Origin of the sequence: Amycolatopsis kentuckyensis (assembly GCF_041679295.1) — a bacterium.
Taxonomy (GTDB): domain Bacteria; phylum Actinomycetota; class Actinomycetes; order Mycobacteriales; family Pseudonocardiaceae; genus Amycolatopsis; species Amycolatopsis kentuckyensis_A.
In genome coordinates this window covers 802,137-828,088 of record NZ_JBGDMD010000001.1, presented here as the reverse complement: position 1 = coordinate 828,088, position 25,952 = coordinate 802,137, and the positions used below count along the sequence as shown (strand labels likewise).

Annotated in this window: 25 protein-coding genes; 14 read left to right on the top strand and 11 right to left on the bottom strand. The window is 72.5% G+C overall.

Features of this window, described 5'->3' with window-relative positions; genetic code table 11:
- The first annotated feature begins 20 nt into the window (after positions 1-20).
- On the top strand, positions 21-491 hold the full coding sequence (locus ACERZO_RS03805) for a hypothetical protein (RefSeq protein ID WP_372661691.1): 471 nt from the start codon (positions 21-23) through the stop codon (positions 489-491).
- Between the two features lie 139 nt (positions 492-630).
- On the opposite strand, the gene ACERZO_RS03800 is transcribed toward ACERZO_RS03805, so the two are convergent.
- On the bottom strand, positions 631-1,566 hold the full coding sequence (locus tag ACERZO_RS03800) for a hypothetical protein (protein WP_372661688.1): 936 nt from the start codon (positions 1,564-1,566) through the stop codon (positions 631-633).
- 194 nt (positions 1,567-1,760) lie between these two features.
- Between ACERZO_RS03800 and ACERZO_RS03795 the strand changes: the two genes are divergently transcribed.
- The 8 genes from ACERZO_RS03795 to ACERZO_RS03760 all read left to right on the top strand — a co-directional run bounded on the left by ACERZO_RS03795 (position 1,761) and on the right by ACERZO_RS03760 (position 10,814).
- Positions 1,761-2,759: a polysaccharide deacetylase family protein gene (locus ACERZO_RS03795; protein WP_372661685.1), complete on the top strand. Its 999-nt coding sequence runs from the start codon at positions 1,761-1,763 to the stop codon at positions 2,757-2,759.
- Positions 2,760-3,576: 817 nt separating this feature from the next.
- The gene (locus ACERZO_RS03790) at positions 3,577-4,332 is read left to right on the top strand and encodes a DUF3152 domain-containing protein (protein ID WP_372661682.1); all 756 of its coding nucleotides are present in this window, start codon (positions 3,577-3,579) and stop codon (positions 4,330-4,332) included.
- A gap of 316 nt (positions 4,333-4,648) precedes the next feature.
- The gene (locus tag ACERZO_RS03785) at positions 4,649-5,500 is read left to right on the top strand and encodes a geranyl diphosphate 2-C-methyltransferase (RefSeq protein ID WP_372661679.1); all 852 of its coding nucleotides are present in this window, start codon (positions 4,649-4,651) and stop codon (positions 5,498-5,500) included.
- A 27-nt stretch (positions 5,501-5,527) separates the two neighbouring features.
- Positions 5,528-6,643, top strand: coding sequence for a family 2 encapsulin nanocompartment cargo protein terpene cyclase (locus tag ACERZO_RS03780; RefSeq protein WP_372661676.1), 1,116 nt, complete (start codon positions 5,528-5,530; stop codon positions 6,641-6,643).
- A 27-nt stretch (positions 6,644-6,670) separates the two neighbouring features.
- Positions 6,671-8,074: a family 2B encapsulin nanocompartment shell protein gene (locus ACERZO_RS03775; protein ID WP_372661673.1), complete on the top strand. Its 1,404-nt coding sequence runs from the start codon at positions 6,671-6,673 to the stop codon at positions 8,072-8,074.
- 4 nt (positions 8,075-8,078) lie between these two features.
- Positions 8,079-9,467: a family 2B encapsulin nanocompartment shell protein gene (locus ACERZO_RS03770; protein WP_372661670.1), complete on the top strand. Its 1,389-nt coding sequence runs from the start codon at positions 8,079-8,081 to the stop codon at positions 9,465-9,467.
- 109 nt (positions 9,468-9,576) lie between these two features.
- Positions 9,577-10,467, top strand: a complete 891-nt coding sequence (locus tag ACERZO_RS03765; protein WP_372661667.1) for an NAD-dependent epimerase/dehydratase family protein — start codon at positions 9,577-9,579, stop codon at positions 10,465-10,467.
- Positions 10,464-10,814, top strand: coding sequence for a darcynin family protein (locus ACERZO_RS03760; protein ID WP_372661664.1), 351 nt, complete (start codon positions 10,464-10,466; stop codon positions 10,812-10,814). Before ACERZO_RS03765 ends, ACERZO_RS03760 begins: the two co-directional genes overlap by 4 nt.
- On the opposite strand, the gene ACERZO_RS03755 is transcribed toward ACERZO_RS03760, so the two are convergent.
- The 6 genes from ACERZO_RS03755 to ACERZO_RS03730 are packed head-to-tail and all read right to left on the bottom strand — an operon-like array spanning position 10,811 to position 16,088.
- On the bottom strand, positions 10,811-11,812 hold the full coding sequence (locus ACERZO_RS03755) for a proline racemase family protein (RefSeq protein ID WP_372661661.1): 1,002 nt from the start codon (positions 11,810-11,812) through the stop codon (positions 10,811-10,813). The two genes, ACERZO_RS03760 and ACERZO_RS03755, sit on opposite strands and share 4 nt — an antisense overlap.
- Positions 11,813-12,724, bottom strand: a complete 912-nt coding sequence (locus ACERZO_RS03750; RefSeq protein WP_372661658.1) for a dihydrodipicolinate synthase family protein — start codon at positions 12,722-12,724, stop codon at positions 11,813-11,815.
- Entirely contained in the window at positions 12,721-14,070 is a 1,350-nt protein-coding gene (locus tag ACERZO_RS03745; protein WP_372661655.1) for an FAD/NAD(P)-dependent oxidoreductase, read from the bottom strand. Before ACERZO_RS03745 ends, ACERZO_RS03750 begins: the two co-directional genes overlap by 4 nt.
- Positions 14,067-14,315: a (2Fe-2S)-binding protein gene (locus tag ACERZO_RS03740; protein WP_372662938.1), complete on the bottom strand. Its 249-nt coding sequence runs from the start codon at positions 14,313-14,315 to the stop codon at positions 14,067-14,069. Before ACERZO_RS03740 ends, ACERZO_RS03745 begins: the two co-directional genes overlap by 4 nt.
- On the bottom strand, positions 14,315-15,460 hold the full coding sequence (locus ACERZO_RS03735) for an NAD(P)/FAD-dependent oxidoreductase (RefSeq protein WP_372661652.1): 1,146 nt from the start codon (positions 15,458-15,460) through the stop codon (positions 14,315-14,317). Before ACERZO_RS03735 ends, ACERZO_RS03740 begins: the two co-directional genes overlap by 1 nt.
- A 37-nt stretch (positions 15,461-15,497) precedes the next feature.
- Positions 15,498-16,088 carry a helix-turn-helix domain-containing protein gene (locus ACERZO_RS03730; RefSeq protein WP_372661649.1) on the bottom strand — a complete coding sequence of 197 codons (591 nt, stop codon included), beginning with the start codon at positions 16,086-16,088 and terminating at the stop codon, positions 15,498-15,500.
- A 127-nt stretch (positions 16,089-16,215) separates the two neighbouring features.
- Between ACERZO_RS03730 and ACERZO_RS03725 the strand changes: the two genes are divergently transcribed.
- Positions 16,216-16,632 carry a hypothetical protein gene (locus tag ACERZO_RS03725; protein WP_372661646.1) on the top strand — a complete coding sequence of 139 codons (417 nt, stop codon included), beginning with the start codon at positions 16,216-16,218 and terminating at the stop codon, positions 16,630-16,632.
- Here the strand turns inward: ACERZO_RS03725 and ACERZO_RS03720 are convergent.
- Positions 16,601-17,581 carry a threonine ammonia-lyase gene (locus tag ACERZO_RS03720; RefSeq protein WP_372661643.1) on the bottom strand — a complete coding sequence of 327 codons (981 nt, stop codon included), beginning with the start codon at positions 17,579-17,581 and terminating at the stop codon, positions 16,601-16,603. The two genes, ACERZO_RS03725 and ACERZO_RS03720, sit on opposite strands and share 32 nt — an antisense overlap.
- Before the next feature lie 65 nt (positions 17,582-17,646).
- Between ACERZO_RS03720 and ACERZO_RS03715 the strand changes: the two genes are divergently transcribed.
- Positions 17,647-18,522 carry an aminoglycoside phosphotransferase family protein gene (locus ACERZO_RS03715; protein WP_372661640.1) on the top strand — a complete coding sequence of 292 codons (876 nt, stop codon included), beginning with the start codon at positions 17,647-17,649 and terminating at the stop codon, positions 18,520-18,522.
- On the opposite strand, the gene ACERZO_RS03710 is transcribed toward ACERZO_RS03715, so the two are convergent.
- Positions 18,512-19,696, bottom strand: coding sequence for an MFS transporter (locus tag ACERZO_RS03710; RefSeq protein WP_372661637.1), 1,185 nt, complete (start codon positions 19,694-19,696; stop codon positions 18,512-18,514). The genes ACERZO_RS03715 and ACERZO_RS03710 overlap by 11 nt on opposite strands.
- A gap of 80 nt (positions 19,697-19,776) precedes the next feature.
- On the opposite strand from ACERZO_RS03710, the gene ACERZO_RS03705 reads away from it, so the two are divergent.
- Both ACERZO_RS03705 and ACERZO_RS03700 read left to right on the top strand, forming a co-directional pair.
- Positions 19,777-20,475, top strand: coding sequence for an ArsR/SmtB family transcription factor (locus tag ACERZO_RS03705; protein ID WP_372662935.1), 699 nt, complete (start codon positions 19,777-19,779; stop codon positions 20,473-20,475).
- Between the two features lie 112 nt (positions 20,476-20,587).
- Positions 20,588-22,090 (top strand): DUF2235 domain-containing protein, encoded by a 1,503-nt coding sequence (locus tag ACERZO_RS03700; RefSeq protein ID WP_372661634.1) that lies wholly within the window; start codon positions 20,588-20,590, stop codon positions 22,088-22,090.
- Here ACERZO_RS03700 and ACERZO_RS03695 read toward each other — a convergent pair.
- Positions 22,083-22,865: an NAD(P)H-binding protein gene (locus ACERZO_RS03695; protein ID WP_372661631.1), complete on the bottom strand. Its 783-nt coding sequence runs from the start codon at positions 22,863-22,865 to the stop codon at positions 22,083-22,085. The two genes, ACERZO_RS03700 and ACERZO_RS03695, sit on opposite strands and share 8 nt — an antisense overlap.
- A gap of 81 nt (positions 22,866-22,946) precedes the next feature.
- Between ACERZO_RS03695 and ACERZO_RS03690 the strand changes: the two genes are divergently transcribed.
- Complete coding sequence (locus tag ACERZO_RS03690) at positions 22,947-23,873, top strand: AraC family transcriptional regulator (RefSeq protein WP_372661628.1); 927 nt, start codon at positions 22,947-22,949, stop codon at positions 23,871-23,873.
- Here ACERZO_RS03690 and ACERZO_RS03685 read toward each other — a convergent pair.
- A complete protein-coding gene (locus ACERZO_RS03685; protein WP_372661625.1) occupies positions 23,863-25,875 on the bottom strand; it encodes a phosphocholine-specific phospholipase C in 2,013 nt (670 codons plus the stop codon). The two genes, ACERZO_RS03690 and ACERZO_RS03685, sit on opposite strands and share 11 nt — an antisense overlap.
- Between the last annotated feature and the right edge of the window lie 77 nt (positions 25,876-25,952).

Sequence of the window (25,952 nt, the reverse complement as noted above, 5' to 3'; positions counted from 1 at the left end):
GAATTCCGGAGGAGTACGACATGAAAAGTGCACTGGCCCGGGCGGTCACGGTTTTCCTCACCGCCGCGGCGGTGACCCTGACCGGGGTGGGCGTGGCGTCGGCGGGCGGACCCGGCGGCAGCGGCTCGTCGAGCACGACGAGCGCGGCGGCCCAGGTCCAATCGCTGCGCGACCAGCTGGTCTCGCGAGCGGACAACGGCGACGTCGCCGGCACGCGGGTCACCCTGACCGACCTCGATCCGGTTCTCACGGATCTGGCCCAGGGCAAGCGGTACACCATCCAGGCCGAAACCCGCGACAAGGCGGCCACGGCCCAGCAACAGACCACCGAAGCACGCGAAGGCGTCGACCGGCTGGCCGCGGACCTGAAGGCCCGCCAGAGCCTCCCGCCGGTCTCCGCGCTCCTCAACGCGTTGCTGCAGCGCGTGCTGATCTCGCTGTCCGCTCTCGTGAACGACCTTCTCGGCGGGCTGCCCGTCCCGATCGGCTAGGGAACGATCGGACCCCCGGACGGACAGCCGGCGATGGCCCGGTGCGGCTCACCTCCCCGCACCGGGCTTTCGTCGTCTTCGCCGGACCCCGCGAAAAAGCCCGGTGCGGGTTCCGCACCGGGCTTTCGCACTCTCCCCGCTATTCGTACACGACGTACGCGGGCACCGGGGTCAGCGCCAGCACCTCCGCCGGGGTCATCAACGCCGCGCCGCGGCGGGTGTCCTCGTCGAAGAACAGCTTGAACCCGGGCCGCACGTGGTCCGGCCGGGTCGTCATGAGCGTCTTCCACGTCGCCTTCTTGGCCGCCGCCGACCCGATGCCGTCGACGACCTTCACCGGTGCGACGCCGGGGTGCGCGAGCAGCAGCTCTTCGTCGCGCACCACGGACGACGCCACCTGGTGGTACACCATGACCTTGGCGGGCAGGCGGTGCGCTTCGGCCAGGCCGCCGAGGTAGCGCGCGACCCCGTCGAGCTCGTCCCCGGTCGTCCGGCCGAACTTCTTCCCCGGGATCACGCCCGGCTCCACGGCCCACTCGGGATCGAGCGCGACGCCGACGTCCGGCTCGGTCAGCCAGCGTTCGTACGCCTGCACCTCGGGCAGGAAGTCGGCGCGGCCGGGCTGGATGTTCAGCAGCAGCAAGCCGTTCAGGGCCCGGGCGGCATCGAGGTAGTCGCGCACCGTCTCCTCCGAACAGCGGCTGCGGTACATGCCGTCCTCTCCGGCCGAGCGGTGCACGGTGGTCGCGATCAGCTCGACGACCGGCGTGACCGGCCGGCCCGCCGGAAAGGCTCGGATCCGCTGGCGCAGCTCGCGGCTCGCCGCCGTCAGGTCGCCGGTCATCCGGCCGAGCGCCGGCGACCCCGGCGCGCCGCAGAAGCCGACGAGCAGGTTCTTCTCCAGGGGGTTCGGCGGCGGTGTCGGCGGGGCCGGCGTCGCGGTGACCGGTACCGCGAGGGCTCTGCCGGCCCGGCGCGCGCCGCACGCGCTCGTCGCCAGCCCCGCGAGAGCGGCGAGGAGGACCAGACGTCGATCGAGGGTACGTTCGGCGAAGGACGCCGTTTTCGGGACCATCGCAGGGAAATACCCGCGGTGATCTTCACGCAAACGCCGTGCGCGACGATCACCGCATCGTGCCGGAGGCCGTATCGTGACCATGCCCTCGGCCTGCGGAAACGTCGCATTTCGCGCGGTGGCGGGAAAATCCGCGCTCACCCGACCCGGTGGGCCGGGCCGCGCCGCGGCGGGAACGCCCCCACACTCCCCCCATGCGTAGCCTTTTCCGGTTCGGCGCGGGGTTCGCGGCGGTGGCCGTCGTGACGGCGTGCGGTGCTCCGGCGCCCGTCGAAACCCCGGCGCCCCGGCCGGCGCCCGTCGCCGCCACGCCCAGCCGCGTCACGCCCGCGTCCGCGCGCCAGGCCGGCGCCGACGAGCTCGGGCGGGTGCCGATCCTGATGTACCACCGGATCGTCGAGCGGCCGCGGTCGGTGTACGACCGCACGTCCGCCGACTTCACCGCGGAGCTCGAGCGGCTGGCGGCGGAGGACTACGTCCCGGTGACGACAGCCGAACTGGTGTCCCGCCGGCTCGACCTTCCGGCCGGCGCGCACCCGGTGGTCCTGACCTTCGACGACGGCGACCCGAGCGTGTTCGCCCTGACGCCGCAGGGACAACCGGCCGGGGGCACGGCGATCCGGATCCTGCTGGACGTCGCGGCGGCGCACCCGCGGTTCCGCCCGGTGGCGAGCCTGTACGTCAACGAGCACCCGTTCGGCGCGCCGGACGACGGGCCGGCGCTGCGCTGGCTGGCCGCCCACGGCTTCGAGATCGGCAACCACACGCGCCACCACACCAACCTGCGCACGGCGTCGGAGAGCGAGGTGACGACGGCGATCACGGAGGAGGACGCGGCGATCCGCGCGGCGGGTTACCAGCCGCGGACGCTGGCGCTGCCGTACGGGACGCACCCGCGGCGCGCGGAGTCGGCGTTGCGGGGGCCGGGGTATTCGTACGAGGGCGCGCTGCTGGTGGGGGCCGGGCCGGCGCCTTCGCCGTGTTCGGACGATTTCGATCCGGGGGCGATCCCGCGGATCCGGTCGCAGTCGAGTGGCAAGGAGGCGGAGTACGGCTCGTCCCACTGGCTCGACGTACTGGCGGCACCGAACGGCCACCGCTACACGTCCGACGGCGACCCGTCGACGGTGGCGTACCCCCGATCGGCGGCGGCCCCGAGCCCGGCGTGCGCGAGCGTGGGCCTTGCCTACTGAACCGGCGCGTGTCGATTGGCTGCCGCAGCCCCGCCCCCGGCCGCGGGCGGTCCGCCCGGTGGAGGAGGAAATGCCGGCGGCGGGGGTGCCACGGGCCCGCCGCCGGTTGCGGTTCCGCCGGGCGGCGGCGGTTCCCCGGCCGCGGTCGCCGGAGCCGAGTCCGACGGCGACGCTGCCACCGCGCGTAGAGCCGGCGACCGAACCGCTGCGGCGGCAGGTGGCCGAGCGGCCCGGGCTGCCCGCCCCGGCAACACCGGCGACCCCCGCGACGAAGCCATCCGCGGCGCGCCCGGCCGCGCCGGCCGGACCGCCGACCTCGGAAGTACGAGCCGGCCTCACCACCGAACCACCAGCTACGCCCCCAACCACACCGACCGAACCCCCAACCGCGAAAACACAAACCAGCCTCACCACCGAACCACCAGCCGCACGCCCAACCGCGCCGGCCGAACCGCCGACCTCGGAAACAGGAGCCAGCCTCACCACCGAACCACCAGGCGCGCCCCCAACCACACCGACCGAACCCCCAACCGCGGAAACACAAGCCAGCCTCACCACCGAACCACCAGCCACACCCCCGACCAAGACAACAGAGCCCGTCCCAGCCGCGAAACAGCCCCCGGCACCCATCGCCACCCCACCGAACGATCCCTCGACAGCCATCATCTGGCCGTCCGGACCGGAACCCGCGCCACCCACCACCGCCGTCCTCCCCCTGGCGACCGAACCTCGCCGCACCAACGAAGAAATCACCGCGGCCGACCTCCTCGACACGCCGGCCGAACCCCCGGCCCCAGCGGCATGGTGGCCCCCGGCGGTGCTGGTTTTCGCCATCGCCCTGGCCGTCGCCCTGCTCCTGATCCCCCGCGCCGCCGAACCGCGGCGTCTCAGCGGCAGCCCGACTCCCCTCTCCCCCACCGCCGCGCCGGTCACCACCCGGCCGCCGGAGCCCGCCGCTCTTCCCGACGGCCCTCCCGTCACCCCCACCGGCGACGGCACCTGGCACGTCCTCCCCGGCCCCGAAACCCTCGCCGGGGCGGGCAAAGGCGCCGAAGAACTCACTTACACCGTCGAAGTCGAAGACGGCGTCGACGCACCCGGGTTCGCCGAACAGGTGGACACCATCCTCACCGACCCGCGCGGCTGGATCGGGCAGGGCAAAGTCGCCTTCCGGCGGGAAACCGCCCCCGATGCCCACCCGGAAGTGCGGATCAGCCTCACCACCCCCGACACCAGCCGCCGGCTCTGCGGGTTCGCCATCCCCTACGACTCCTCGTGCCACCTGACCCACCGGATCGTCCTCAACCTCGCGCGGTGGATCCGGGGCGCGCACTCGTTCGGCGGCGACCTCGCCGGCTACCGCACCTACGCCGTCAACCACGAGATGGGGCACGCGCTCGGCTTCGGGCACGTCGGCTGCCCCGCTCCCGGCGCGCCCGCGCCGGTGATGATGCAGCAGACCTTCGGTCTCTCGAACACCTACCTCGCCGAGCTCAACCGCGCCGAACCCGGGGCCGCCACGCGGGTCCGGGCCGACGGTGCCGTCTGCCGCCCGAACCCCTGGGTCGACTGACAGTGGTCTCCTACCGCCGAACGAGGCTGATCGTCTTCTCCTTCACCCAGTGCACTTCCGCGAGAGTGACGACCCACGGTCGCGTCTCGTCAGCCGGACGAGTCACGGCCGGTCTCGATAGGGTTCCTCCGCGGCCGCCGCCCGCCACCCCGCGCAGGGCCGCCGCTGGGCCAGACGGGCCACGCCCGGGCACCACGAGTGAAGCTCCTTGTCCCCGCCGATCTTTCCTCGCTAGCGTCGACGAGGAGGGGACGACACCGGGCTGTCCGGAGAGTTCCTTGCACACCAAGGAAAACCGCGAACGAGGAGTTTCCCGATGACGGCTCTCGACCAGCCCGTGACCCGCACCGCGTACCAGCAGTCGGTCGCCGACTACTGGAACGCGGAGAAGGACCCGGTGAACCTCCGGCTGGGCGATGTCGACGGTCTCTACCACCACCACTACGGCATCGGCGACTACGACCCGGCCGTGCTCGAAGCCCCGGCATCGCAGCGTGACGACGCCATCATCGCCGAGATGCACCGGCTCGAGACGGCGCAGGCCGACGTCCTCCTCGACCACCTCGGCCCCGTCGGGCCCGCCGACCGGCTGCTCGACGCCGGCTGCGGCCGCGGCGGCACGAGCGTCATGGCCCACCAGCGCTTCGGCTGCCAGGTCGACGGCATCTCCATCTCCGAGCAGCAGGTCGCGTTCGCCAACGACCACGTGCGGCAGCGCGGGATCGACGGCTCGGTGCGCTACCACCTGCGCAACATGCTCGACACCGGCTTCGAATCCGGCGTGTTCCAGGGCATCTGGAACAACGAGAGCACGATGTACGTCGACCTGCACGAGCTGTTCGCCGAACACGCCCGCCAGCTCAAGCCCGGCGGCCGGTACGTGACGATCACCGGGTGCTACAACGACGTCACCGGCGGCCGGTCGCGCGCGGTCAGCCAGATCGACCAGCACTACATCTGCAACATCCACGCCCGCGGCGACTATTTCAAGGCGTTGTCGGACAACGGGTTCGTGCCGATCAACGTCGTCGACCTGACGGCCGCGACGATCCCGTACTGGGAGCTGCGGGAGCGGTCCTCGGTCGCCACCGGGGTCGAGAAGCCGTTCCTGACCGCCTACCGCGAAGGCAGCTTCCACTACCTGCTCATCGCCGCCGACCGCGTCTGAGGCGGCCGGGCGACGAGGGAGAGCACCATGACGACCGGCACCGAGTGTCCACAGTGGACGAACGGGGGCGCCGAGAGCCTGCTCGCGGGCCCGTTCGGCCTCGGCACCGCGGCGGCCCGGATCGCGACGCAGTTCGCGCCGGCGCCCGGGCAGGACCCGGCCTACGCCCACCTGCCGTGGGGAGACGGCAGCGGGCCGCCGCTGTACTGCCCGGTCGCCGGCCGCGTCGACGACGCCCTCGCCGGGGAGGTCGACCGGCGGCTCGTCGCGTGGGCCGAAGACTGCGGGTTCACCGGCGCGGGCCTCGACCAGATCGCCCACGCCGGGTTCGGCAGGCTGGCGATGCTCGCCCACCCCGACTCCGACGACCCGGACCGGCTGCTCGTCGCGGCGCAGCTGAACGCGGTCTGGTGGGCGGCCGACGACTACTACGCCGACGACAGCACGCTGGGCGCGGCGCCGACCGAACTGCCGCCACGCCTGGCGCTCGTCATGGCGGCCATGGACCCGGTCGCGCCGGCCGGGGAGTTCTCGGCGCCCCTCGAAGAAGCGCTGCGGGCCGACCCGATCCTCGTCGGGCTGCACTCGGCGATCGATCACCTGGGCCGGCACGGCTCGCCCGTGCTGGTCCAGCGGGTCTGCTACGCGACGTTCTCGATGTTCGTCAGCTGGGACGCCTACGCGGCGTGGCGCCACACGGGCCGCTACCCACCGGCGTGGGAGTACCTGGCGGCCCGCCAGCACGACAGCTTCTACACGTCGATGACGCTCGTCGACGCCGTCGGCGGCTACGAGCTGGCCGCGCCGTTCTACTACGACCCGCGGGTGCGGGAGGCGATGATGCGGGCCGGGACCGCGTCCGTGCTGGTCAACGACCTGCACTCGGTCGCCAAGGACGCGGCCGACGAGAAGCCGGTCTGCAACATGGTCCTGCAGATCGCGGCCGACCGGGGGTGCTCGGTCGAGGAGGCGGTCGAGGCGACCGTCGAGCTGCACAACCAGATCGTCCACGAGTTCGAGGACGGCCACCGGGAGCTGATGGCGGTCCCGTCGCCCGAGCTGCAGCGGTTCCTCGTGGGTGTCCGTTCCTGGATGGGCGGCGGCTTCACCTGGCACGCCACCAACCCTCGCTACCAATCCTGACCTACGAATGAACGGGTGGTTTTCGCTGTGACTGTCACCGACCCGGTGGACACCGACCAGGCACCGCAGAGCCTCGGCCGGGCCGCGGCCCGGACCCTGGCCACCACGACCAAGTCGGTCCCCCAGATGCAGGGCATCTCCTCCCGCTGGCTGCTCAAAGTCCTGCCCTGGGTCGAAGTATCCGGCGGCGCCTACCGCGTCAACCGCCGCCTCTCCTACTCCGTCGGCGACGGCCGCGTCACCTTCACCACCACCGGCGCCGAGGTCCGCGTCATCCCACCCGAACTCGGCGAACTCGCCCCCCTGCGCGGCTACGACGACGAAGAGGTCCTCACCGAACTGGCGTCCCGGTTCTCCCAACACGAATACGAACCCGGGGACGCCCTCGTCGAATTCGGCTCCCGGGCCGACCAGGTGTTCCTCATCGCCCACGGCAAGATCACCAAGGTCGGCACCGGCGCCTACGGCGACCAGACCGTCCTGGGCACCCTCGCCGACGGCGACTACTTCGGCGAGACAGCGCTGGTCCGGGACGACGGGATCTGGGAATTCACCGCCAAAGCCGTCACCACCTGCACCGTCCTCACCCTCCCGAGGGACGTGTTCGAGGACGTCCTCTCCCGGTCCGAGACCTTGCAAGCCCACCTGGACGCCTACGTCGCCGGCGGCTCGTCGGCGCGCAACGACCACGGCGAAGCCGAAATCTCCCTCGCCTCCGGCCACGACGGCGAACCGACCCTCCCCGGCACGTTCGTCGACTACGACGCCCAACCCCGCGAATACGAACTCTCCGTCGCCCAGACCGTCCTGCGCGTCCACTCCCGCGTCGCCGATCTCTACAACCAGCCGATGAACCAGATCGAACAACAACTCCGGCTCACCGTCGAGGCACTGCGGGAACGCCAGGAACACGAACTGATCAACAACACCGGCTTCGGGCTGCTGCACAACGCCGACTTCGCCCAGCGCATCCCCACCCGCACCGGCCCACCCACCCCCGACGACCTCGACGAACTCCTCGCCCTGGTCTGGAAAGACCCCGGAGTCTTCCTCGCCCACCCCAAGACCATCGCCGCGTTCGGCCGGGAATGCACCAAAGCCGGGTTGTATCCCGACGCCGTCGACCTCGGCGGGCACCACGTCCCCGCCTGGCGCGGCGTGCCGATCCTGCCGTGCAACAAGATCCCCGTCTCCGACACCCGCACCAGCTCCATCCTGCTGATGCGCACCGGCGAACAGGCCCAGGGCGTGGTCGGGCTGCACCAGACCGGGCTGCCGGACGAATACCAGCCGGGGCTGAACGTGCGGTTCATGGGCATCAACGAACAGGCGATCATCTCCTACCTCGTCTCCGCCTACTACTCCGCGGCGGTGCTGGTGCCGGACGCGTTGGCGGTGCTGGAAAGCGTCGAACTCGGCCGGGAAGGCTGAGACCGTGACGGTGACGGAGGAAACGGCGTCCCTGCAGCTGTCGCTGAGCGTCACGGCCGCGCGGACGCTGACCACGACGACCAAGACCCCGCCGCAGATGCGCGGCATCACCACCCGCTGGCTGCTCTCCCAGCTGCCCTGGGTCGACGTCCCCGCGGGCAGCTACCGCGTCAACCGCCGCCTCACCTACACCGTCGGCGACGGCAAAGTCTCCTTCTACACCACCGGCGCCCGCGTCCAGGTCGTCCCCGCCGAACTCACCGAACTCGAACTCCTGCGCGGTTTCGGCGACGAGCAAGCCCTGTCCGCCCTCGCCGAAGCCTTCGAACAACGCGAATACGAACCCGGCGCCACGATCGTCGACGCGGGCACCCCGCTCGACACCCTGTTCCTCCTCGCCCACGGCAAGGTCACCCAGCACGGCCGCGGCGAATACGGCGACGAAACCCACCTCGGCACCGTCACCGACGGCGACCACTTCGGCGCCGAACTCCTCGCCCGCGACGACGCCACCTGGCCGTTCACCGCCCGCGCCGCCACCCACGTCATCGCACTCGTCCTGCCCGCGGACGCCTACGCCCGCCTCAACGGCCGGTCCGAGCCACTCCGCGCCCACGTCGCCGAAGCCATCGGACGGCCCCGCAAACCCCAGAACGCCAAAGGCGAAGCCAGCATCGACCTGTCCGCCGGGCACGACGGCGAACCGATCCTGTCCGGCACGTACGTCGACTACGACCCATCGCCGCGCGAGTACGAACTCGCTGTCGCCCAAACCGTCCTGCGCGTCCATAACCGCGTCACCGATCTCTACAACCACCCGATGAACCAGCTCGAGCAGCAGCTGCGGTTGACCGTGGAAGCGTTGCGGGAACGGCAAGAACACGAACTCGTCAACAACACCGACTTCGGGCTCCTGCACAACGCCGACCTCAAACACCGGCTGACGACCCGCACCGGACCGCCCACACCGCTGGACCTCGACGACCTGCTGTGCCGCCGCCGCAAGACGAAGTTCTTCCTCGCCCACCCCCGCGCCATCGCCGCGTTCGGCCGCGAATGCACCCGCGCCCGCGTCTACCCCGACACCACCCTCCTCGACGGCAAACGCGTCATGGCCTGGCGCGGCGTCCCGATCCTGCCCTGCGACAAGATCCCGATCACCGACACCGGCACGACGTCGATCCTGGCGATGCGGACGGGCGAGGACGACGCCGGCGTCATCGGCCTGCGCCCGAAGGAACTTCCCGACCAGTACCAGCCCGGGCTCAACGTGCGGTTCATGGGCGTCAGCGACCGCGCGGTGACGTCGTACCTCGTCAGTGCCTACCATTCGGCCGCGGTGCTGGTGCCGGACGCGCTCGGCGTGCTGGACCACGTCGAGACGGGATCCTGACGGCTTGCGTTTGACGCAATCCTCGATTGTCAAAGTTGCGTGGCACGACCACTGCCGCGGCTCCTAACTTCGGACTTGTCAACGAGTTCCCCGAAGAAGGAGCAGCACCATGCACGTGTTCGTCACCGGGGCGACGGGGTGGATCGGCACCGCCGTCGTCGACGAGCTGCTCGGCGCCGGGCACGAGGTCACCGGCCTCGCCCGCTCGGACGCCGCGGCCCTCGCGCTCGCCAAGAAGGGTGCCCGGGTCCGCCGCGGCGACCTCGACGATCTCGACGGTCTCCGCGACGGCGCGATCGACGCCCACGCCGTCGTCCACCTGGGCAACAAGCACGACTGGGCGAACCCCGCGGAGAACAACCGGACCGAGCGGGCCGCGATCGAGACCATGGCCGGCGCGCTCGCGGGCACCGACCGGCCGTTCCTGCTCGCCGGCGCGCTCGCCGGGCTGGTCCAGGGCCGGCCCGCGCTCGAATCCGACGTCTCCCCCGCGGTCGGCCCCGACTCGATGCGCGGCGGCGGCGAAAACCTCGCGTTCGAGTACGCCGGGAAGGGCGTCCGGGTGGTCAGCGTCCGCTTCGCGCCGTCGGTGCACGGCGTCGGCGACCACGGTTTCCTCGCGTCCATCACGGCGGCGGCTCGCCGGCACGGCGTCTCCGCCTACGTCGGCGACGGCACGGCGGCCTGGTCGGCGGTCCACCGCCCGGCCGCGGCCCGGCTCGTCCGGCTCGGTCTCGAGGCCGCCCCGGCGGGGGCACGCCTGCACGCCGTCGCCGAGGAAGCCGTGACGACCCGCGAGATCGCCGAAGCGATCGGGCGGGCCCTCGACCTGCCGGTGGTTTCGGTTGCGCCGGAGAAGGCGGCGGAGCACTTCGGGTTCGTCGGCCGGTTCTTCGCGACGGACATGTCCGCCTCGAGCACGGCCACGCGGGAGTTGCTCGGCTGGACGCCGTCCGGGCCGACACTGGTCGAGGACATCGAAGCGGGGGCGTACGCGTGAACGCGACGGTAACCGCCTTCATGCTGGTCAAGACCACTCCCGAGTGGCTGGCCATGACGGTCGAGCAGCGGATCGAGGCGTTCCGCACCGAGATCGTCCCGGCGGTCGAGGAGAAGACCAAGGGTGTCCGGTCGCGCTTCTACGACACCGAGTTCTACTCGGCGCGCGTGACCGACGTCTGGGTGTGGGAGGCCGTCGACCACGAGGCCTACCAGCTCCTGGTCGACGCCCTGCGGGAAACCCCGTTCTGGGACCGCTGGTTCGAGGTCGCCGAGATCCTGGTCGGGGTCGAGAACGGGTACGCCAGGAACTACGGCGTCGACGCCGTCGCCAGCATCACCTCCTAGAGCACGAACCCCGTCGGGAAGGGATCATCGGGATCGAGCAGGTAGGTGGCGGTCCCGGTGATCCACGCCCGGCCGGAGAACTCGGGGATCACCGCCGGCACGCCGCCCACCTCCGTCTCCCCCACCAGCTCGCCGGTGAACGTCGTGCCGATGAACGAGCTGTTCTCGAACGGCGTGTGCAGCGGCAGCTCGCCCCGCGCGTGCAGCTGGGCCATCCGGGCGGACGTGCCCGTGCCGCACGGCGACCGGTCGAACCAGCCGGGGTGGATGGCCATCGCGTTCCGCGAGGTGCGCGCGTCCGAGCCGGGCGCGAGGAACTGGACGTGCTTGCAGCCGCCGATCAGCGGGTCGGCGGGATGCTTCGGCGGACGCTGCTCGTTGATCGCGGCCATGATGTCGAGGCCGGCGCTCAGGATGCGGTCCTTTTCGGACCGGTCGAACGGAATGTCCACTTGGGACAGTTCGAGGATGGCGTAGAAGTTCCCGCCGTACGCCAGGTCGTAGCGGACCTCGCCGAAGCCGGGCACGTCCACGACGGCGTCCCGCTCGGCGAGGAACGACGCCACGTTGCGCAGCTTGACCCGTTCCGCGCGCCCGTCGCGGACCGTGACCTCCGCGTGCACCAGCCCGGCCGGGGTGTCCAGGCGCACCACGGTCGTCGGCTCGGTCACCTCGACCATGCCGGTCTCGACCAGCACCGTCGCGACGCCGATCGTGCCGTGGCCGCACATCGGCAGGCACCCGGAGACCTCGATGTAGACGACACCCCAGTCGGCGTCGTCGCGGCAGGGCGGTTGCAGGATCGCGCCGCTCATCGCCGAGTGCCCGCGCGGCTCGTGCATGAGGAACTGGCGGATGTGGTCGAGGTGCGCCATGAAGTACCGGCGGCGCTCGGCCATCGTGTCCCCGGGGATCGGGGCGACGCCACCGGTCACCACCCGGGTGGGCATGCCCTCGGTGTGCGAGTCGACCGCCGTGATCGCGCGTGCGGACCGCACCTACGCCACCCCCAGCGCGGCCAGCGCCCGGCCCATGTCGGCGCGGACCTGCTCGCGGTGGACGTCGGAAAGCGGCCCGCGCGGCGGCCGGCACGGACCGCCGTAGCGGCCCACCAGGTCCATCCCGAGCTTGATGGCCTGGACGAATTCGGTCCGCGAGTCCCACCGGAACGCGGCCACCAGCGGCTCGTAGAGCGCCCGGGCTTCGTCGAGCTTGCCCGCGGTGGCCAGCTCGAACAGGCGCGTCGATTCGGCCGGGAACACGTTGGGGAACCCGGCGAACCAGCCGGTCGCGCCCATCAGCAGGCTTTCCACGACTACGTCGTCGGCGCCGCTGATCACGGCGAGCTCCGGCGCCCGTTCGCGGATCTCCAGCACGCGCCGGACGTCGCCGGAGAACTCCTTGACGGCGACGACATTGTCGATCTGCGCGATTTCGGCGAGGAGGTCGGGCGTGAGGTCGACCTTCGTGTCGAAGGGGTTGTTGTAGACCATCACCGGCAGGCCGACCGACGCGACGGCTTCGAAGTGGGCGAGGACTTCGCCGCGGTTGGCGCGGTAGAGCGTCGGCGGGAGGCAGAGCACGCCGTGCGCGCCGTCTTCGGCCGCCGCCTCGGTCCAGTACCTCGCCTGGTGCGCGCCGGGTCCGTGGACGCCGACGACGACGATCCCGTCGCTGCCGACGGCTTCGATCGCGGTGCGGGCGACGCGGCGGCGTTCGTCGTCGGTGAGCGAGGAGTACTCGCCGAGGGAGCCGTTCGGGCCGACGCCGCGGCAGCCGTTCTCGATCAGCCAGCGGCAGTGTTCGGCGTAGGCGTCGTAGTCGACGGCCAGCCCGGCGGGGGCGGCGGCGTCGGCCCGGTAGGGCAGCGCGGCGGCGACGACCACGCCGCCGAGATCGCGGGTGCTCATGAGTCTCCTTCGGGTGCGGCGAGCTCGCCCAAGCGGATCGGCTGGGCGATCGGTCGGTGGTGGCGTTCGGCGCCGCCGCAGAGCTCGGCGACGGTGGGCCCGCACATCCGGCCTTGGCACGGCCCGAGGCCGGCGCGGGTGCCGAGTTTGAGCGCGTGCGGGCCGGGCATGCCGAGGTCGGCGGCGGCTTCCTTCAGCCGGCCGTAGGTGGTTTCTTCGCAGCGGCAGACGATCGTGTCGTCGCGGAGCCAGCCGGGCCAGGCGGCGCCGATCGGGTGGGCGGCCTGCAACCGGTGCGCGAACACCCGGGTGCGATCCCGGTTCCGGAGCAGTTCCCGGCTCGGCGTGCCCCCGGCGGCCACGCATCCGGCGATCGCGCCTTCCGCTCGTGCGGCGTCGGCTCCGCCGATCCCGGTGATCTCACCGGCGGCGAAAACGTTGGCGACGGTGGTGCGCTGGTCCTGGTCGATGCGGACGAAACCGTCATCGAGCCGGCAGCCGGCGGCGACGGCGAGTTCGGGTTGCGGGGTGAAGCCGTGGCCGACGCAGACGACGTCGACGGCGTGGGTGCGTTCGGTGCCGGGGATGACGGACCAGTCGGCGCGGACGCGGGCGGTGACGACTTCGCGGACCTGGTCGTCCCCTACGGCTTCGACCACCACGCGGCCGAAGCGGTACGGGACGCGGTGTCGGGCGAGGGTGGCGGCGTAGCGGGCGAGTTCGGCGGTTTTGCCGAGGTGCACGGGTCCGGACCATCCTTTGAGGACGGTGGCCGCGGTGTTGGCTTCGAGGACGGCGACGATCTCGGAGCCGACGGCGAGCAGCGATTCGGCGACGGGCAGCAGGAACGGCCCGGCTCCGGCGACGAGGACGCGCTTGCCGACGGCGACCCGCTCCCCCTTGGCGAGGGCTTGGGCGGCGCCGGCGGTGTAGACGCCGGGCAGCTGCCACCCGGGAAACGGGAGGACGCGGTCGTGCGCGCCGGTGGCGAGGACGAGGGCGTCGGGTTCGAGGGTGAGCCGTTCGCGGGCGGAACCGTCGGCCGGGCCGCGCAGGAGATGGACGCGAAGTGCCGGCGACTGTGCGGCCGCGCGAGGATCGCCGACCCGAGCAGCGGCGACTCCGGCATTGCCGCCTTCGACCGCCCACACCGTCGTCTCCGGCCACCACTCGCAGCGGCTCAACACCTCGCCGAAGCCGTGCGGGTCCGCATGGAACTTCCGGTGGTACTGCCCTCCCGGCGCGTCCGACTGGTCCAAGACCGTCACCTGGGCCCCCGCCCGCAGCGCGTGCTCGGCGGCGGCCAGTCCCGCGGGTCCCGCGCCGATGATCACCACCCGCTTCATGTGTCCTCCCGGGACTGGGTGCGGATCTCGTCGCCGTCGGCGGCGCGGCGGCGGCACGCGCGGACGTCGGGCACCCCGTTCACCGTCACCAGGCAGTCGAAGCACGCTCCGATCCCGCAGAACACCCCGCGCGGTGCACCGGATCGGGTGGTTCGCCACGATGCCCGACCGGCCGCCAGCAAGATCCCGGCCACCGTCTGTCCTTCGAGGCCGGCGAGACGTTCGCCGTCGACGTCGATCTCGATCACGCCACCACCGCCGGACGGTCCACGGTGAACTCCGCCACCGGCATCGACAGCGCAGACCCCGTCAGCAGTTCACGCAGCAGCCGAGCCGTGCCGACGCTCAGGCCGATGCCCGCGCCTTCGTGTCCCGTCGCGTGCCACAGGCCGCCGAGGCGCGGGTCCTCGCCCAGGACCGGCAGGTGATCGTCCACATAGGGCCGGAAGCCGCCGTACGCGCGCATCACCGCCGCGTCCGCCAATGCCGGGAACAGCCGCAGTGCCTTGGCCGCGATCGCGCTCAGCACCGAGGGCACGATCGTGTCGTCGAAACCCACGCGGCGGCGCGACGAGCCGATCAGGACCGTGCCGCCCCGCGTCGACTCGACGACCGCCGACGTCTGCAGCTCGCCGTCGCCCGATCCGACCGCGCCGACGTAGTCCGCGTCGTACACCTTGTGCCGGACCACCCCGGGCATCGGCGTCGTCACCAGCACCTCGCCCCGCCGGGGCCGGACCGCGATCGGGGCACCCAGGCGGGCCGAGACCTCGCCCGCCCACGGGCCGGCCGCGTTGACGACCACGTCCGCCCCGAGGACCTCGCCGGGCACGCGGACCCCGGTGATCCGGCCGCCGGCCACGACCGCGCCGGTGACCTCCGTGTCGGTGCGCAGGCAGGCACCGCGCGCCAGGGCCGAGCCGAGCAACGCGAGCGTCGCGCCGGCCGGCTGGACCTGCGCGTCCTCCGGGTAGCGGACCGCCGCCGTCACGGAACGGGTCAACGCGGGTTCGGCGGCGAAGAGGTCCTCCGTGGACAGAGTCTCGACGAGCACCCCCGCGGAGGCCTGCGATGCCGCGAACGCCGTGAGGGCCTTCGCGCCCTCTTCGGTGGTGGCCACGACGATGCCGCCCTTGGGGTCGAACTCGCAGGCGTCGCCGAGTTCGGCCGCGATCTCCGGCCACAGCCGGGCCGACAGCTGGGCGAGCCGCAGCTCCGCACCCGGGCCCTTGTCCGAGACGAGGAGGTTGCCTTCGCCGTGCGAGGTGGTGCCGCCCGCGGGCCGGCCGCGGTCGACGACCAGGACGTCGAACCCGGCGAGGCTCAGCTCCCGGGCGCACGCCGCCCCGACGACGCCGGCTCCGATCACCACCACCCGCGTTCGGTTCATCGACCCTCCGGTGTTCGGTAAAGCGAACGATCGGAGGTTAGGTCTCCGGGACCGGGGGTGTCAACGGCGTCAGCGGGTGGGGCCGGCCGTCGAGGCGCTCGCCGTCGCGGTACTGGAGCAGCAGCACCGAGTGCACGGGCGCGGTCAGCGCCGTGTAGCTGTGCGGCGAGCGGGCGTCGAAGGCGACGTAGTCACCGGGTCCGAGATCGACGGTCCGGCCGCCCACCTCGACGCGCAGCCCGCCGGTCTGCACGACGGTGTGCTCCACCCCGACGTGCCCCTGCGACCGCTGCGGCGCGTCCCCGCGGACGACCTGGTCGTAGACCTCGAAAACGCTGCTCTCCGCCTCGATCCGGCGCAACGGCCGCAGGTCGATCCCCTCGCCGCGGAGCACCTCGACGTCGGCGCCGCGCACCACGGTCAGGCCGCCGCGGGGCCGGTGGTCGAGCAGGTCGGAGATGGCGACCTCGAGCGCGCGGGACAGGCTGAACACGGTCTCGATCGTCGGGTTGCCGCTGCCCGCCTCGAGCTGCGAGAGGGTCGCCTTGCCGATGCCGGACCGCCGCGACAGCTCGGACAGCGACAGGCCGCGTGCCGCCCGGGCGGCACGCAGGTTGACGGCGAGCATGTCCCGGATCGAAGGCTCGGTTGCAGCGTTCGATATAGCGTCCATCGAGTCCGGTCTCCGTTCGGTTCGCCGATCGCGGCCCATGATGCCACGCCGGACCGCCGTGCCAGAATGACCGCGCACCCCGGTGGCCCGGTGGCTGCCGGCCGGGAGCTACGTGGTGCTCGGGATCCTGGCCCTGGCCGAAGCCTTGCAGGGCGCGCACATCGACCCGGTCGGGCTGGCCGTCGGCGGCGTGGTCCTCCTGCTCGGCCTGGGCTGGCCGGCTTTCTACGCGCGGCGCGTCGCCCGGGCGCTGCGGCCGTTCGCCGAGCCCACGGCCACCCGCCTCGCGCTGACCGACGCCGGGTACGCGGCGGAGGCCGCCGGGCGCTCGGTCAGCCGGCTGTGGCCGACGTTCAAGAGCGCCGCGCTGGTGCGGGGGTTCTGGGTGCTGAAGACCGAGTCCGAAGGCACGCTCGCGTTCCCGGCGGACGTCCTCGACGCCACGCAGACCGAGACGTTCCGGTCGGTCATGGAAAAAGAGGGCCTGCTGAAGCGTTGAGCCACCCGCGGTAGGCGGCCAGGTCGACGTTGCCGCCGCAGACGATGGTGGCCACGTGCCGCCCGGCGAAGCGGTCGCGGTCTTCGAGGACCGCCGCCAAGCCGAGCGCCGCCGACGGCTCGACGACCAGACCCGCCTGCTCCAGGAACAGCCGCATCCCGGCGATGATCGACGTCTCCCGCACCAGGACGGCGTCGTCGGCGACCAGGAGCAGGTCGTCGAGGACCTCCGGGATGGGGAAGCGGCCCGCGACGCCGTCGGCGATGGTGTCGGCCGACTCCGTGGTGACGACCCGGCGCTCGCGCCACGACAGCGTCATCGCCGGCGCGCGCTCCGGCTGGACGGTGATCACTTCGGTGCCGGGAGCGAGGGACTTCAGGACGTGGCCGACGCCGGTGGCGAGCGCGCCGCCGCCGAGGGCGATGAGGACGACGTCGAAGGGTCCGGCCTCGGCCAGTTCGAGGCCGATGGTCGCCGCGCCTTCGCACGTCTCGACGTCCAGGCTGTCCTCGACGAGCCGGACGCCCCGCTCCCGCGCCAGCTCCGCCGCACGGGACCGGGCCAGCTCGAAGTCGCTTTCCACCAGTTCCAAGTGCGCGCCGAAAGCCCGGATGCGCTCGAGCTTCGCGGTCGGCGCGGACCGCGAAGCCACGACGGTGACGTCGATCCCGCGAGCCCGGCCGGACACGGCGAGGGCCTGCCCGAGGTTGCCGGCACTGGCGCACACGGCGGCGCGCTCCCCGCGTTCGGCGAGACCGTGCGCGACGAGCTCGGTGCCGCGGCCCTTGAAGCTGCGGACGGGGTTGGCGGTTTCGAGCTTGACGCTGACCCGGCAGCCGAGCTCGCGTTCGAGGGGTTCGCAGCGGTAGAGCGGGCTGTCGAGGAAGACCGGGTCGATCACCCGGCGGGCGACCCGGATCCGGTCGAGGTCGAGACGCGTGTCGGGCACAGTTTCCGAGCCTAGGCGCGGAAACTCGGTCGTGTGCGGCGGGCCCGGCAACTATCGTCCCCGGCGTGTCCGAGCAGCCGATCATCGACACCGCCCTCGTCCGGCGGCTGGTCGACGCCCGCTTCCCCGAGTGGGCGGGACTCCCCCTGCGCCGGCTGACCCCGGCCGGTTCGGACCACGTCATCCACCGGCTCGGGGATGAGCTGGCCGTCCGGCTGCCCCGGCACCCCGGAGCCATCGGGCAGGCGGCGAAGGAAGCGGAGTGGCTGCCGCGGCTCGCCCCGCACCTGCCGCTCACCGTCCCCGCGCCGGTCGCGGTGGGCGAACCCGCGTTCGGCTACCCGTGGCCGTGGGCGGTGACGCGCTGGCTGGACGGGACCGTCGCCACCGTCGACACCCTGGCGGATTCGCACGAGACCGCCGCGAAGCTGGCCGAGTTCCTCCTCGCCCTGCAGGACGCCACGCCCGATGGCGCGCAGCCGGACGGCGCAGAGCTGGCAGGTGAAAAGCTCGCCGCCCGCGACCGGGCCACCCGCGCCGCCATCGCCGAGACGAGCGCGGTCTTCGAGGCCGGCGCCATGACCGCTTGCTGGGAAGCCGCCCTGGCGGCACCCGGCTGGGCCCGGCCGCCGGTGTGGTTCCACGGCGACTTCCACACGGGGAACCTGCTCACCCGGGACGGCGGGCTCAGCGCCGTCATCGACTTCGGGAACCTCGGCGTCGGCGACCCCGCCTGCGACCTGATGATCGCCTTCACCCTGATGACGCCGGAAACCCGCGCCACCTTCCGCGCGGCGCTCGGGTGCGACGACGCGACCTGGGCTCGTGGCCGCGGCTGGGCCCTCGCCACGGGCCTGACCGCCTACATCTTCTACGCCGCCACCGATCCCCGGGTCGCGGCGCAGACCACGCGGCAGATCACCGCGGCCCTCACCGGCTGACGAGCGCGGGTTCCCGGGTCCGCAGCGCCCAGCGGGTCAGCCGCGGGATCGGCGCGACGGCCACCAGGAACACCGCGGCGACCAGCACCCACCCCAGCGCGCCGAGGCCGCCGACCGCGAGGGTGAACACCCCGGGCCCGACCATCTGGACCGTCGCCGTGGCCGCCTCGCTCGCCCCTTGGTACGCCCCTTTCGCTTCCTCGCGCATGAGCCGCACCGAGAGTCCCCAGTTCGCGGCCACGTAACTCAGCTCGCCGACGACGTGCAGCAGCGCGGCCAGCACGACCACCGTCACCGCGCCCGCTCCCGCGCCGCCGGCGGTGGTCGCCAGGAGCAGGCAGCTCGCCGCCAGGACCACGCCGGACACCACCGCCGTCCGGGCCGCCTGGGGCGCCGTGCGACCGAAGCGGGCGAACGGCACCTGGAACACCGCGATGCCCACCGAGCTGAGCACGACCACGACGCCGCCGAGCCCCAGCGGCAGCCGCGTCGAGCCGGACAGCCACAGCGGCAGCCCCGCCGACAACATCGCCCAGCACAGGGAAAGCACCGCCGTCACGCCGGCGACGCACAGGTACGGCCGGTCGCGCAGGACCGCCCGGGCGCCCGGGCGCCGGTCCGGCGCCGCGGCCGGCGCGGGCACCAGCAGCGTCGAGCCGGCCAGGACGAGGAAGCTCAGCACGTTGCCGATGATCGCCAGGGTGTACGCCCACGGCGCGTCGGCCGTCAGGACGAGCGCCCCGAGGCCGGCGCCGGCGGCGTACCCGACGTGCTGGGCGACGCGTTGCTGCGCCAGCACGCGCAGCCGGCGCGCCGGGTCGGCGACCAGGCCGGTGACCAGCGCCGTCCGGATCGCGGTCCCGCCGGTGGCGAGCGCGGTGAACGGCACCGTCACGGCCAGGAACGACACCGGGCCGTCCACCGCCAGGTAGCCGGCCATCGCGGCGGCGCGCACCAGCGTCACCGCCACCAGCACCGCCCGGGGGTCGGCGCGGTCGGCGAACGCGCCCAGCGGCACCGCTGCGGCCATGCCGACGGCGCTCGCCACGGCCATGCCCACGCCGACCATCACCACGGGCAGGCCGAGGATCCGGGTGAAGTAGAGCGCCCAGATGGTGAACCACAGGCCGTCGCCGAGCGCGGAGACGCCACGGCCCCACAGCAGACTTCTCATGCAATCACCCTTCACGAGAGCCTGAATGTTAGCATCATTCAGGCTCTCGTGAAGGGTGTTAGGATGCCGGCGTGAGCGGAATGGTGGAACCGGACAACGCGGTCCAGGCCGCCATCGTCGGGTTGACGCGGGAGCTGTCGGACCCCGTGCGGCTGACGGCGCTGCAGCTGCTGGCGGCCGAGGGCCCGCACACGATGGTGCAGCTCGCCGACGCGCTGGGCGTCACCGCGCCGCGGCTGGGCAACCACCTGGCGCGGCTGCGGGCGGCCGGGCTGGTGACGGTCGAGCACACGGGGCGCCACGCGCTGTACCGCGCCGGCCGCGACGACCTCCTGCCGGTGCTCACCGCGCTCGCCCGCTACGGCGGCAACGACTCGGTGGCGCCCCCGCGCCCGGCGGAATCCACTGTGGACCTCGCGCACACGTGCTACGACCACGCCGCCGGCCGGCTCGGCGTGGCGGTGTTCGCCATGCTGGTCGACCGCGGCGCGCTGCGGGCCCCGGACGGCTCGGCGGCCGACCTCACCCTGGGCGGCGACGTCTCGGCGTTCCACGACCTCGGCGTCGACCCGGCCACGGTGGACCCGGGCCGCCGCCGCTGGGCGACGGCGTGCCTCGACCGGACCAACCGCGTCCCGCACCTCGGCGGCGTCCTCGGCGGGCGGGTGCTGGACGCGCTGCTCGACCGGGAGTTCGTCCGGCGCGGGGCCGCGGACCGTGAGCTCACCGTCACCCCGCTCGGCCGCCGGGAACTCGGCGCCCTGCTGCCCGGCTTCTGAGCCCGGCCGTATCCGGCGGGCCCCTTCCCGCCTCCTGCAGACCTCGGGACTGTAACCGCGGCCGGGATCGAAACGACTCCCAAGCATCCCGAGTGGAGCGAAGGTGGATCGGATGAGCGAGGCGAACGGCGGACGACGGCACCTGGTCGTCTGCTGCGACGGCACGTGGAACACGCCGGACCAGCAGCAACAGGGCCGGCCGGCCCCGACGAACGTCGCCCGGATCCACCACACCGTGGCCGAGCGCGACAACCAGCTGCGGTACTACCACCCCGGCGTCGGGGCCGGGCCCGGCCTGCTCGACCACCTCGAAGGCGGGCTGGTCGGCAAAGGACTGTCCGAAAACATCAAGAGCGCCTACGGCTGGCTCGCCCGCACCTACGAGCCCGGCGACGCCATTCACCTGTTCGGGTTCAGCCGCGGGGCGTTCACCGTCCGCAGCCTGTCCGGCATGCTCAGCTGCTGCGGCCTGCCCGCGGCGCTCAAGACGGCCGGTTCCACCGAGTTCTGGGCCGAGGTCGACCGGCTCTTCACCGACGTCTACCGGGCGGGGGCCGTAGCGGCCGAGCCGGTCCCGATCGAGTTCCTCGGGGTCTGGGACACCGTCGGGTCGCTCGGCATCCCGGACTGGCTCGGCCCGCTGAAGCTCGTCGAGGACCACGTCGGGCACCTCCCCCGGTTCCACAACACGAAGCTCGGCGGCCACGTCCGCCACGCCCGCCAGGCGCTCGCCATCGACGAGATGCGCGGCCCCTTCATGCCGACCTTGTGGTCCAATGTGGACAAAGGTCGCGACGTCGAACAGGTCTGGTTCCCCGGCGACCACTGCGACGTCGGCGGCGGCCACGACCGCACCGGCCTCTCCGATGCCGCACTGCAGTGGATGATCGACGAGTGCCGCGCCGCCGTCCCGGACCTCGTCTTCGACGACTCGATGTACAAGCAGATCGCGCCGGACGCCCAGGACGTGCTGCACAACTCGCTCCACAGCGTCTACACGGTCCTGTGTCCGGCACCGCGGGCCTTCCCGTTCATCGAGGCCGGCTCCGGTGTCTCGCAGTCCACTGTGGACCGGCAGGCGACACCGCCGATCACGACCGGCCCGTACCGCCCCGGGCGACGGCTCGCCGTGGGCGACTCCGCGACCGTCGACGTCTACGCCGGGAAGCCGTGGAACTGGACCGGCCTCTACCTCGAGCCCGGCGACTACGCGTTCAGCGCCGAGGGCACCTGGCTGAACGGGAAGGTCGCCCACCACCCCGACGGCACCGAAGCCGACGCCCGGCTGGACTTCCAGGACGTGCTGCACGCCCTCGCCACGACGTCCGCCTGGCTGCAGACGCAGCTGGCGCGCCTCAACGACGCCGACGCCCGCTCGTTCGGCGGCCGCCGCTGCGAAGACGCGAAGTGGATGGCCCTGATCGGCGCGGTGGCGGCCCCGGACCTCGACGCCCACGACGTCCAGCAGCCGTACGACGCCGTCCCGATCGGCGGCCGGGTCGACCGGTGGACGAACAAGAAGCCGGGCTATTTCCACGCCTACGCCAACGACAGCTGGCTGGGTTATTCCAGCAACCGGGGTTCGCTGAGGCTGACCGTCTCGCGGCTCAGCTGAGCGACCACGAAGTCGCGCGGACGAACTCCTCGAACGTCCGGGGCGGCCGGCCGAGGGCGCGCTCGACGCCGTCCCCGACGTCGGCGCCCCGGCCTTCGCGCAGATCCGTGAGCAGGCCGGTGAGCAGCCGCGCCACGTTTTCGGGGACGCCGTGAGCGATTTGCCGCTCGACGAACGCCTCGGGTTCGACGTCGACGTACTCGATCTCCCGTCCGGCGGCCCGGGCGATGAGCCCGACCGCCTCGCCGAACCCGACCGTCCGCGGGCCGGTCAGGTCGTAGACCCGGCCCGCGTGCCGGTCGTCGGTCAGCGCCGCCGCGGCGACGTCGGCGATGTCCTCCGCGTCGATGAAGGGCGCTCCCCCGCCTCCGGCCGGCAAGGCCAGGACCCCATCGCGGATTCCCGGCACCCACGGGCCTTCGCTGAAGTTCTGCGCGAACCACTGCGGACGCAGGATCGTCCACTCCGCACCGGAACTCCGCACGGCTTGCTCGGCGGCGTGCAGCGGATGGCCCTCCTCCCCCGCGCGTGGGGCGGACAGCAGCACCAGCCGGGAAACGCCCGCCGCGACCGCGTGGTCGATGAACCGCGGCAGCCGTGAAGCCGCCTGCAGATCCGGTTCGACGAGGTAGCCGGCCGTGACGCCGGCCAACGTCCAGCCGGCCGGGTCGTCGAGGTCGAACCCGTGGGCACGGGAGGCGACGCGCGCGTTGTCGATTCGCCGGGCGACGCGGCGGCCGGTCTTGCCGGTGCCGCCGAGGATCAAGGTGGTCATGCCCTCAGGCAACCGTGAAAGCCCGAGACGATCCATGGGCGGAAGTCGGTGATCCCTTTGCGATCGTCTACGGTCTGGGGCATGGACGTGCTGAGCGACCTGCTGCACCGGGCACACGCCGCGGACGCGCTCGTCCGGCAGCTGATCCAGCGGCCGCCGTGGTCGATGACCTTCGCCGGCGCCCCGCCGCTCACGCTGGTCGCGACGCTGGGCGGGCACGCGTTCGTCAGCCTCCGCGGCGCCGCGCCGGTCCGCCTCGCCGCCGGCGACATCGCCCTGGTGACCGCGGCCGGCCACACGATCGCGGACGACCCGGCGACCGCGCCCCAGGTCGTGATCCGGGGCGCGAAGAAGTACCCGATCACCGCGGACGCGCGCCCGCGTGCGCCCCGCACGTACGGCGACGGCGCACCCGGCGCGACGACGATGCTGCGCGGTGCCTACCAACTCCACGGCGCCGCCGCCGAGCGGCTCCTCGACGCGCTCCCACCGCTGGCGGTCGTGCGCGCCGGACCCCGGACGCGAGCGGCTCTCGAACTCCTCGCCGGCGAGGTCGCCCGCGACGAACCGGGCCAGGACGCGGTGCTCCGCCGCTTGCTGGACCTGGTCCTCGTGCTGGCCCTGCGGGCGTGGTGCGCGGAGACGGACACGCCGCCGGCCTGGTACCGGGCCCTCGACGACGAGAGCGTCGGGGAGGCGCTTCGCCTGCTGCACACCGAACCCGCACACCGGTGGACGGTCGCCTCGCTGGCCGCGCGGGTGGGGTTGTCGCGGGCCGCGTTCGCCGCGCGCTTCGCGATCCTCGTCGGCGAGCCGCCGCTGACGTACCTCACCGGCTGGCGGATGACGCTCGCCGCGGATCTCTTGCGCGACACCGAAGACACCGTCGGGGCGATCGCGAAAGCCGTCGGCTACGAAGATCCGTTCGCGTTCAGCGTGGCCTTCAAACGCCACCGCGGCGCCAGCCCGTCGGACTGGCGCCGCGGCCGGGTGGAGGTCAGTCCGTGAGCGTGGCCGGGTCACTGGTGCTCGGCCGGCCGTTCTCGACGTGCCCCGCCAGGCGGCGCAGGAACTTCGGGTCGCGCTCGGACGTCACCGACACGTCGTACCAGTTGCCGCTGCGGTGGGTGTCGACGTGCTCGACGACCCGCGCGCCCGGGCGGAGCCGGCGCGTCGTCGAGCAGTGGCCGTAGGCGTCGGCCACCGTCAGCTGCACCGTCGTCGTGCCGCTGTTGGTCAGGACCAGCGCGAGGTCGCCGCCTTCCTGGCGGAGGCTCACCTCGGGACCGGCGGTGCCGCCCCGGAACTGCCGCACGAACCCGTTGGGCCCGTACGCCGTGTAGTCGTACGCCCCGGAAGCCGGCAACGCGGCCGCCAGCGACTTGCCCGCACCCGCCGTGTACGTGCGCGGCTCGCCCGACGGCGTCACCACGTAGAACGCCGCTCCCGCGTGGCCGTGGTTGGCGAACGTCACCGTCAGCTTGCCGTCCGCCAGCCGGGCGTCGGCCGACAGGTCGTACGGCAGCGCCCGCGCCGGCCGCAGCCCGCGTTCCTGCTTCGGCAGCACGTTGTGCGCCGGGACGGCGGGCACGTAGTCCGGGTGCCGCACGCGGTCCGGCGGCTCGTAGCCCGCGGTGTCCGGCAGCGCGGGCACCCGCGCGTCGGTGCGCGCGAAGTCGAACGCCGAGGTCAGGTCGCCGCAGACCGATCGGCGCCACGGCGTGATGTTCGGTTCCCGGACACCGAAACGGCGTTCGATGAACCGGATGATCGAGGTGTGGTCGAACGTCTCCGAGCAGACGTAGCCGCCCTTGCTCCACGGCGAGACCACGAGCATCGGGACGCGCTGGCCGAGCCCGTACGGCCCCGCCGGGTTCGACGCCGAGCCCGCGAAGATCTCGCCCGTCGTGTCCACAGTGGACTGCCCGGCCGCCGCGTACGGCGGGACGACGTGGTCGAAGAAGCCGTCGTTCTCGTCGTAGGTGATGAGCAGCGCGGTCTTGCTCCACACGTCCGGGTTCGCGGTCAGCGCGTCCAGCACCTGCGCGATGTACCAGGCGCCGTAGTTGACCGGCCAGTTCGGGTGCTCGCAGAACGCCTCCGGCGCGGTGATCCACGAGACCTGCGGCAGCTTCCCGGCCTTGACGTCGGCGCGCAGCCGGTCGAAGTAGCCTTCGCCGGCCTTCGCGTTCGTGCCGGTGCGGGCCTTCTCGTAGAGCGCGTCGCCGGGCTTGGCGTTGCGGTAGGAGTCGAAGTACAGCAGCGAGTTGTCGCCGTAGTTGCCGCGGTAGGCGTCGTCGATCCAGCCCCAGCCGCCGGCGGCGTCGAGGCCGTCGCCGATGTCCTGGTAGATCTTCCACGAGACGCCGGCCTTCTCCAGCCGCTCGGGGTAGGTCGTCCAGGAGTAGCCCTTTTCGTCGTTGCCGAGGACCGGGCCGCCGCCCTTGCCGTCGTTGCCCGTGTACCCGGTCCACATGTAGTAGCGGTTCGGGTCGGTCGAGCCCATGAACGAGCAGTGGTAGGCGTCGCAGATGGTGAACGCGTCGGCCAGCGCGTAGTGGAACGGGATGTCCTCGCGCGTCAGGTACGCCATGGTGGTCGAGCCCTTGGCGGGCACCCACTTGTCGTACTTGCCGCCGTTCCACGCCGCGTGCGTGTCGTTCCAGCCGTGCGGCAGGTCCTGGATGAACTGCAGGCCCAGGTTGTCCGCATCGGGGCGGAACGGGTAGATGTCCCGCTTGCCGTCGGACTGCGCCCAGACCGGCTTGCCGTTCGAGAGGGTCGCCGGCCGCGGGTCGCCGAAGCCGCGTACGCCGCGCAGCGTGCCGAAGTAGTGGTCGAACGACCGGTTCTCCTGCATGAGGACCACGATGTGCTCGATGTCCCGCAGCGTCCCGGTACGCCGGGCGGCGGGGATCTCGGCCGCTCGGGCGATGCTCGTCGAGAGCGCGGAAAGGGCGGCGGTGCCGCCGGCCAGCTGCAGGAAACGCCGTCGGTTGACGTCCGTCATGAGGACTCCGGGGGTGTCGGGGTGGAGAGCCGGGCCATTGTGCGTGGGCCTACGAGAACCTGCGCCGGGCCCGAGGC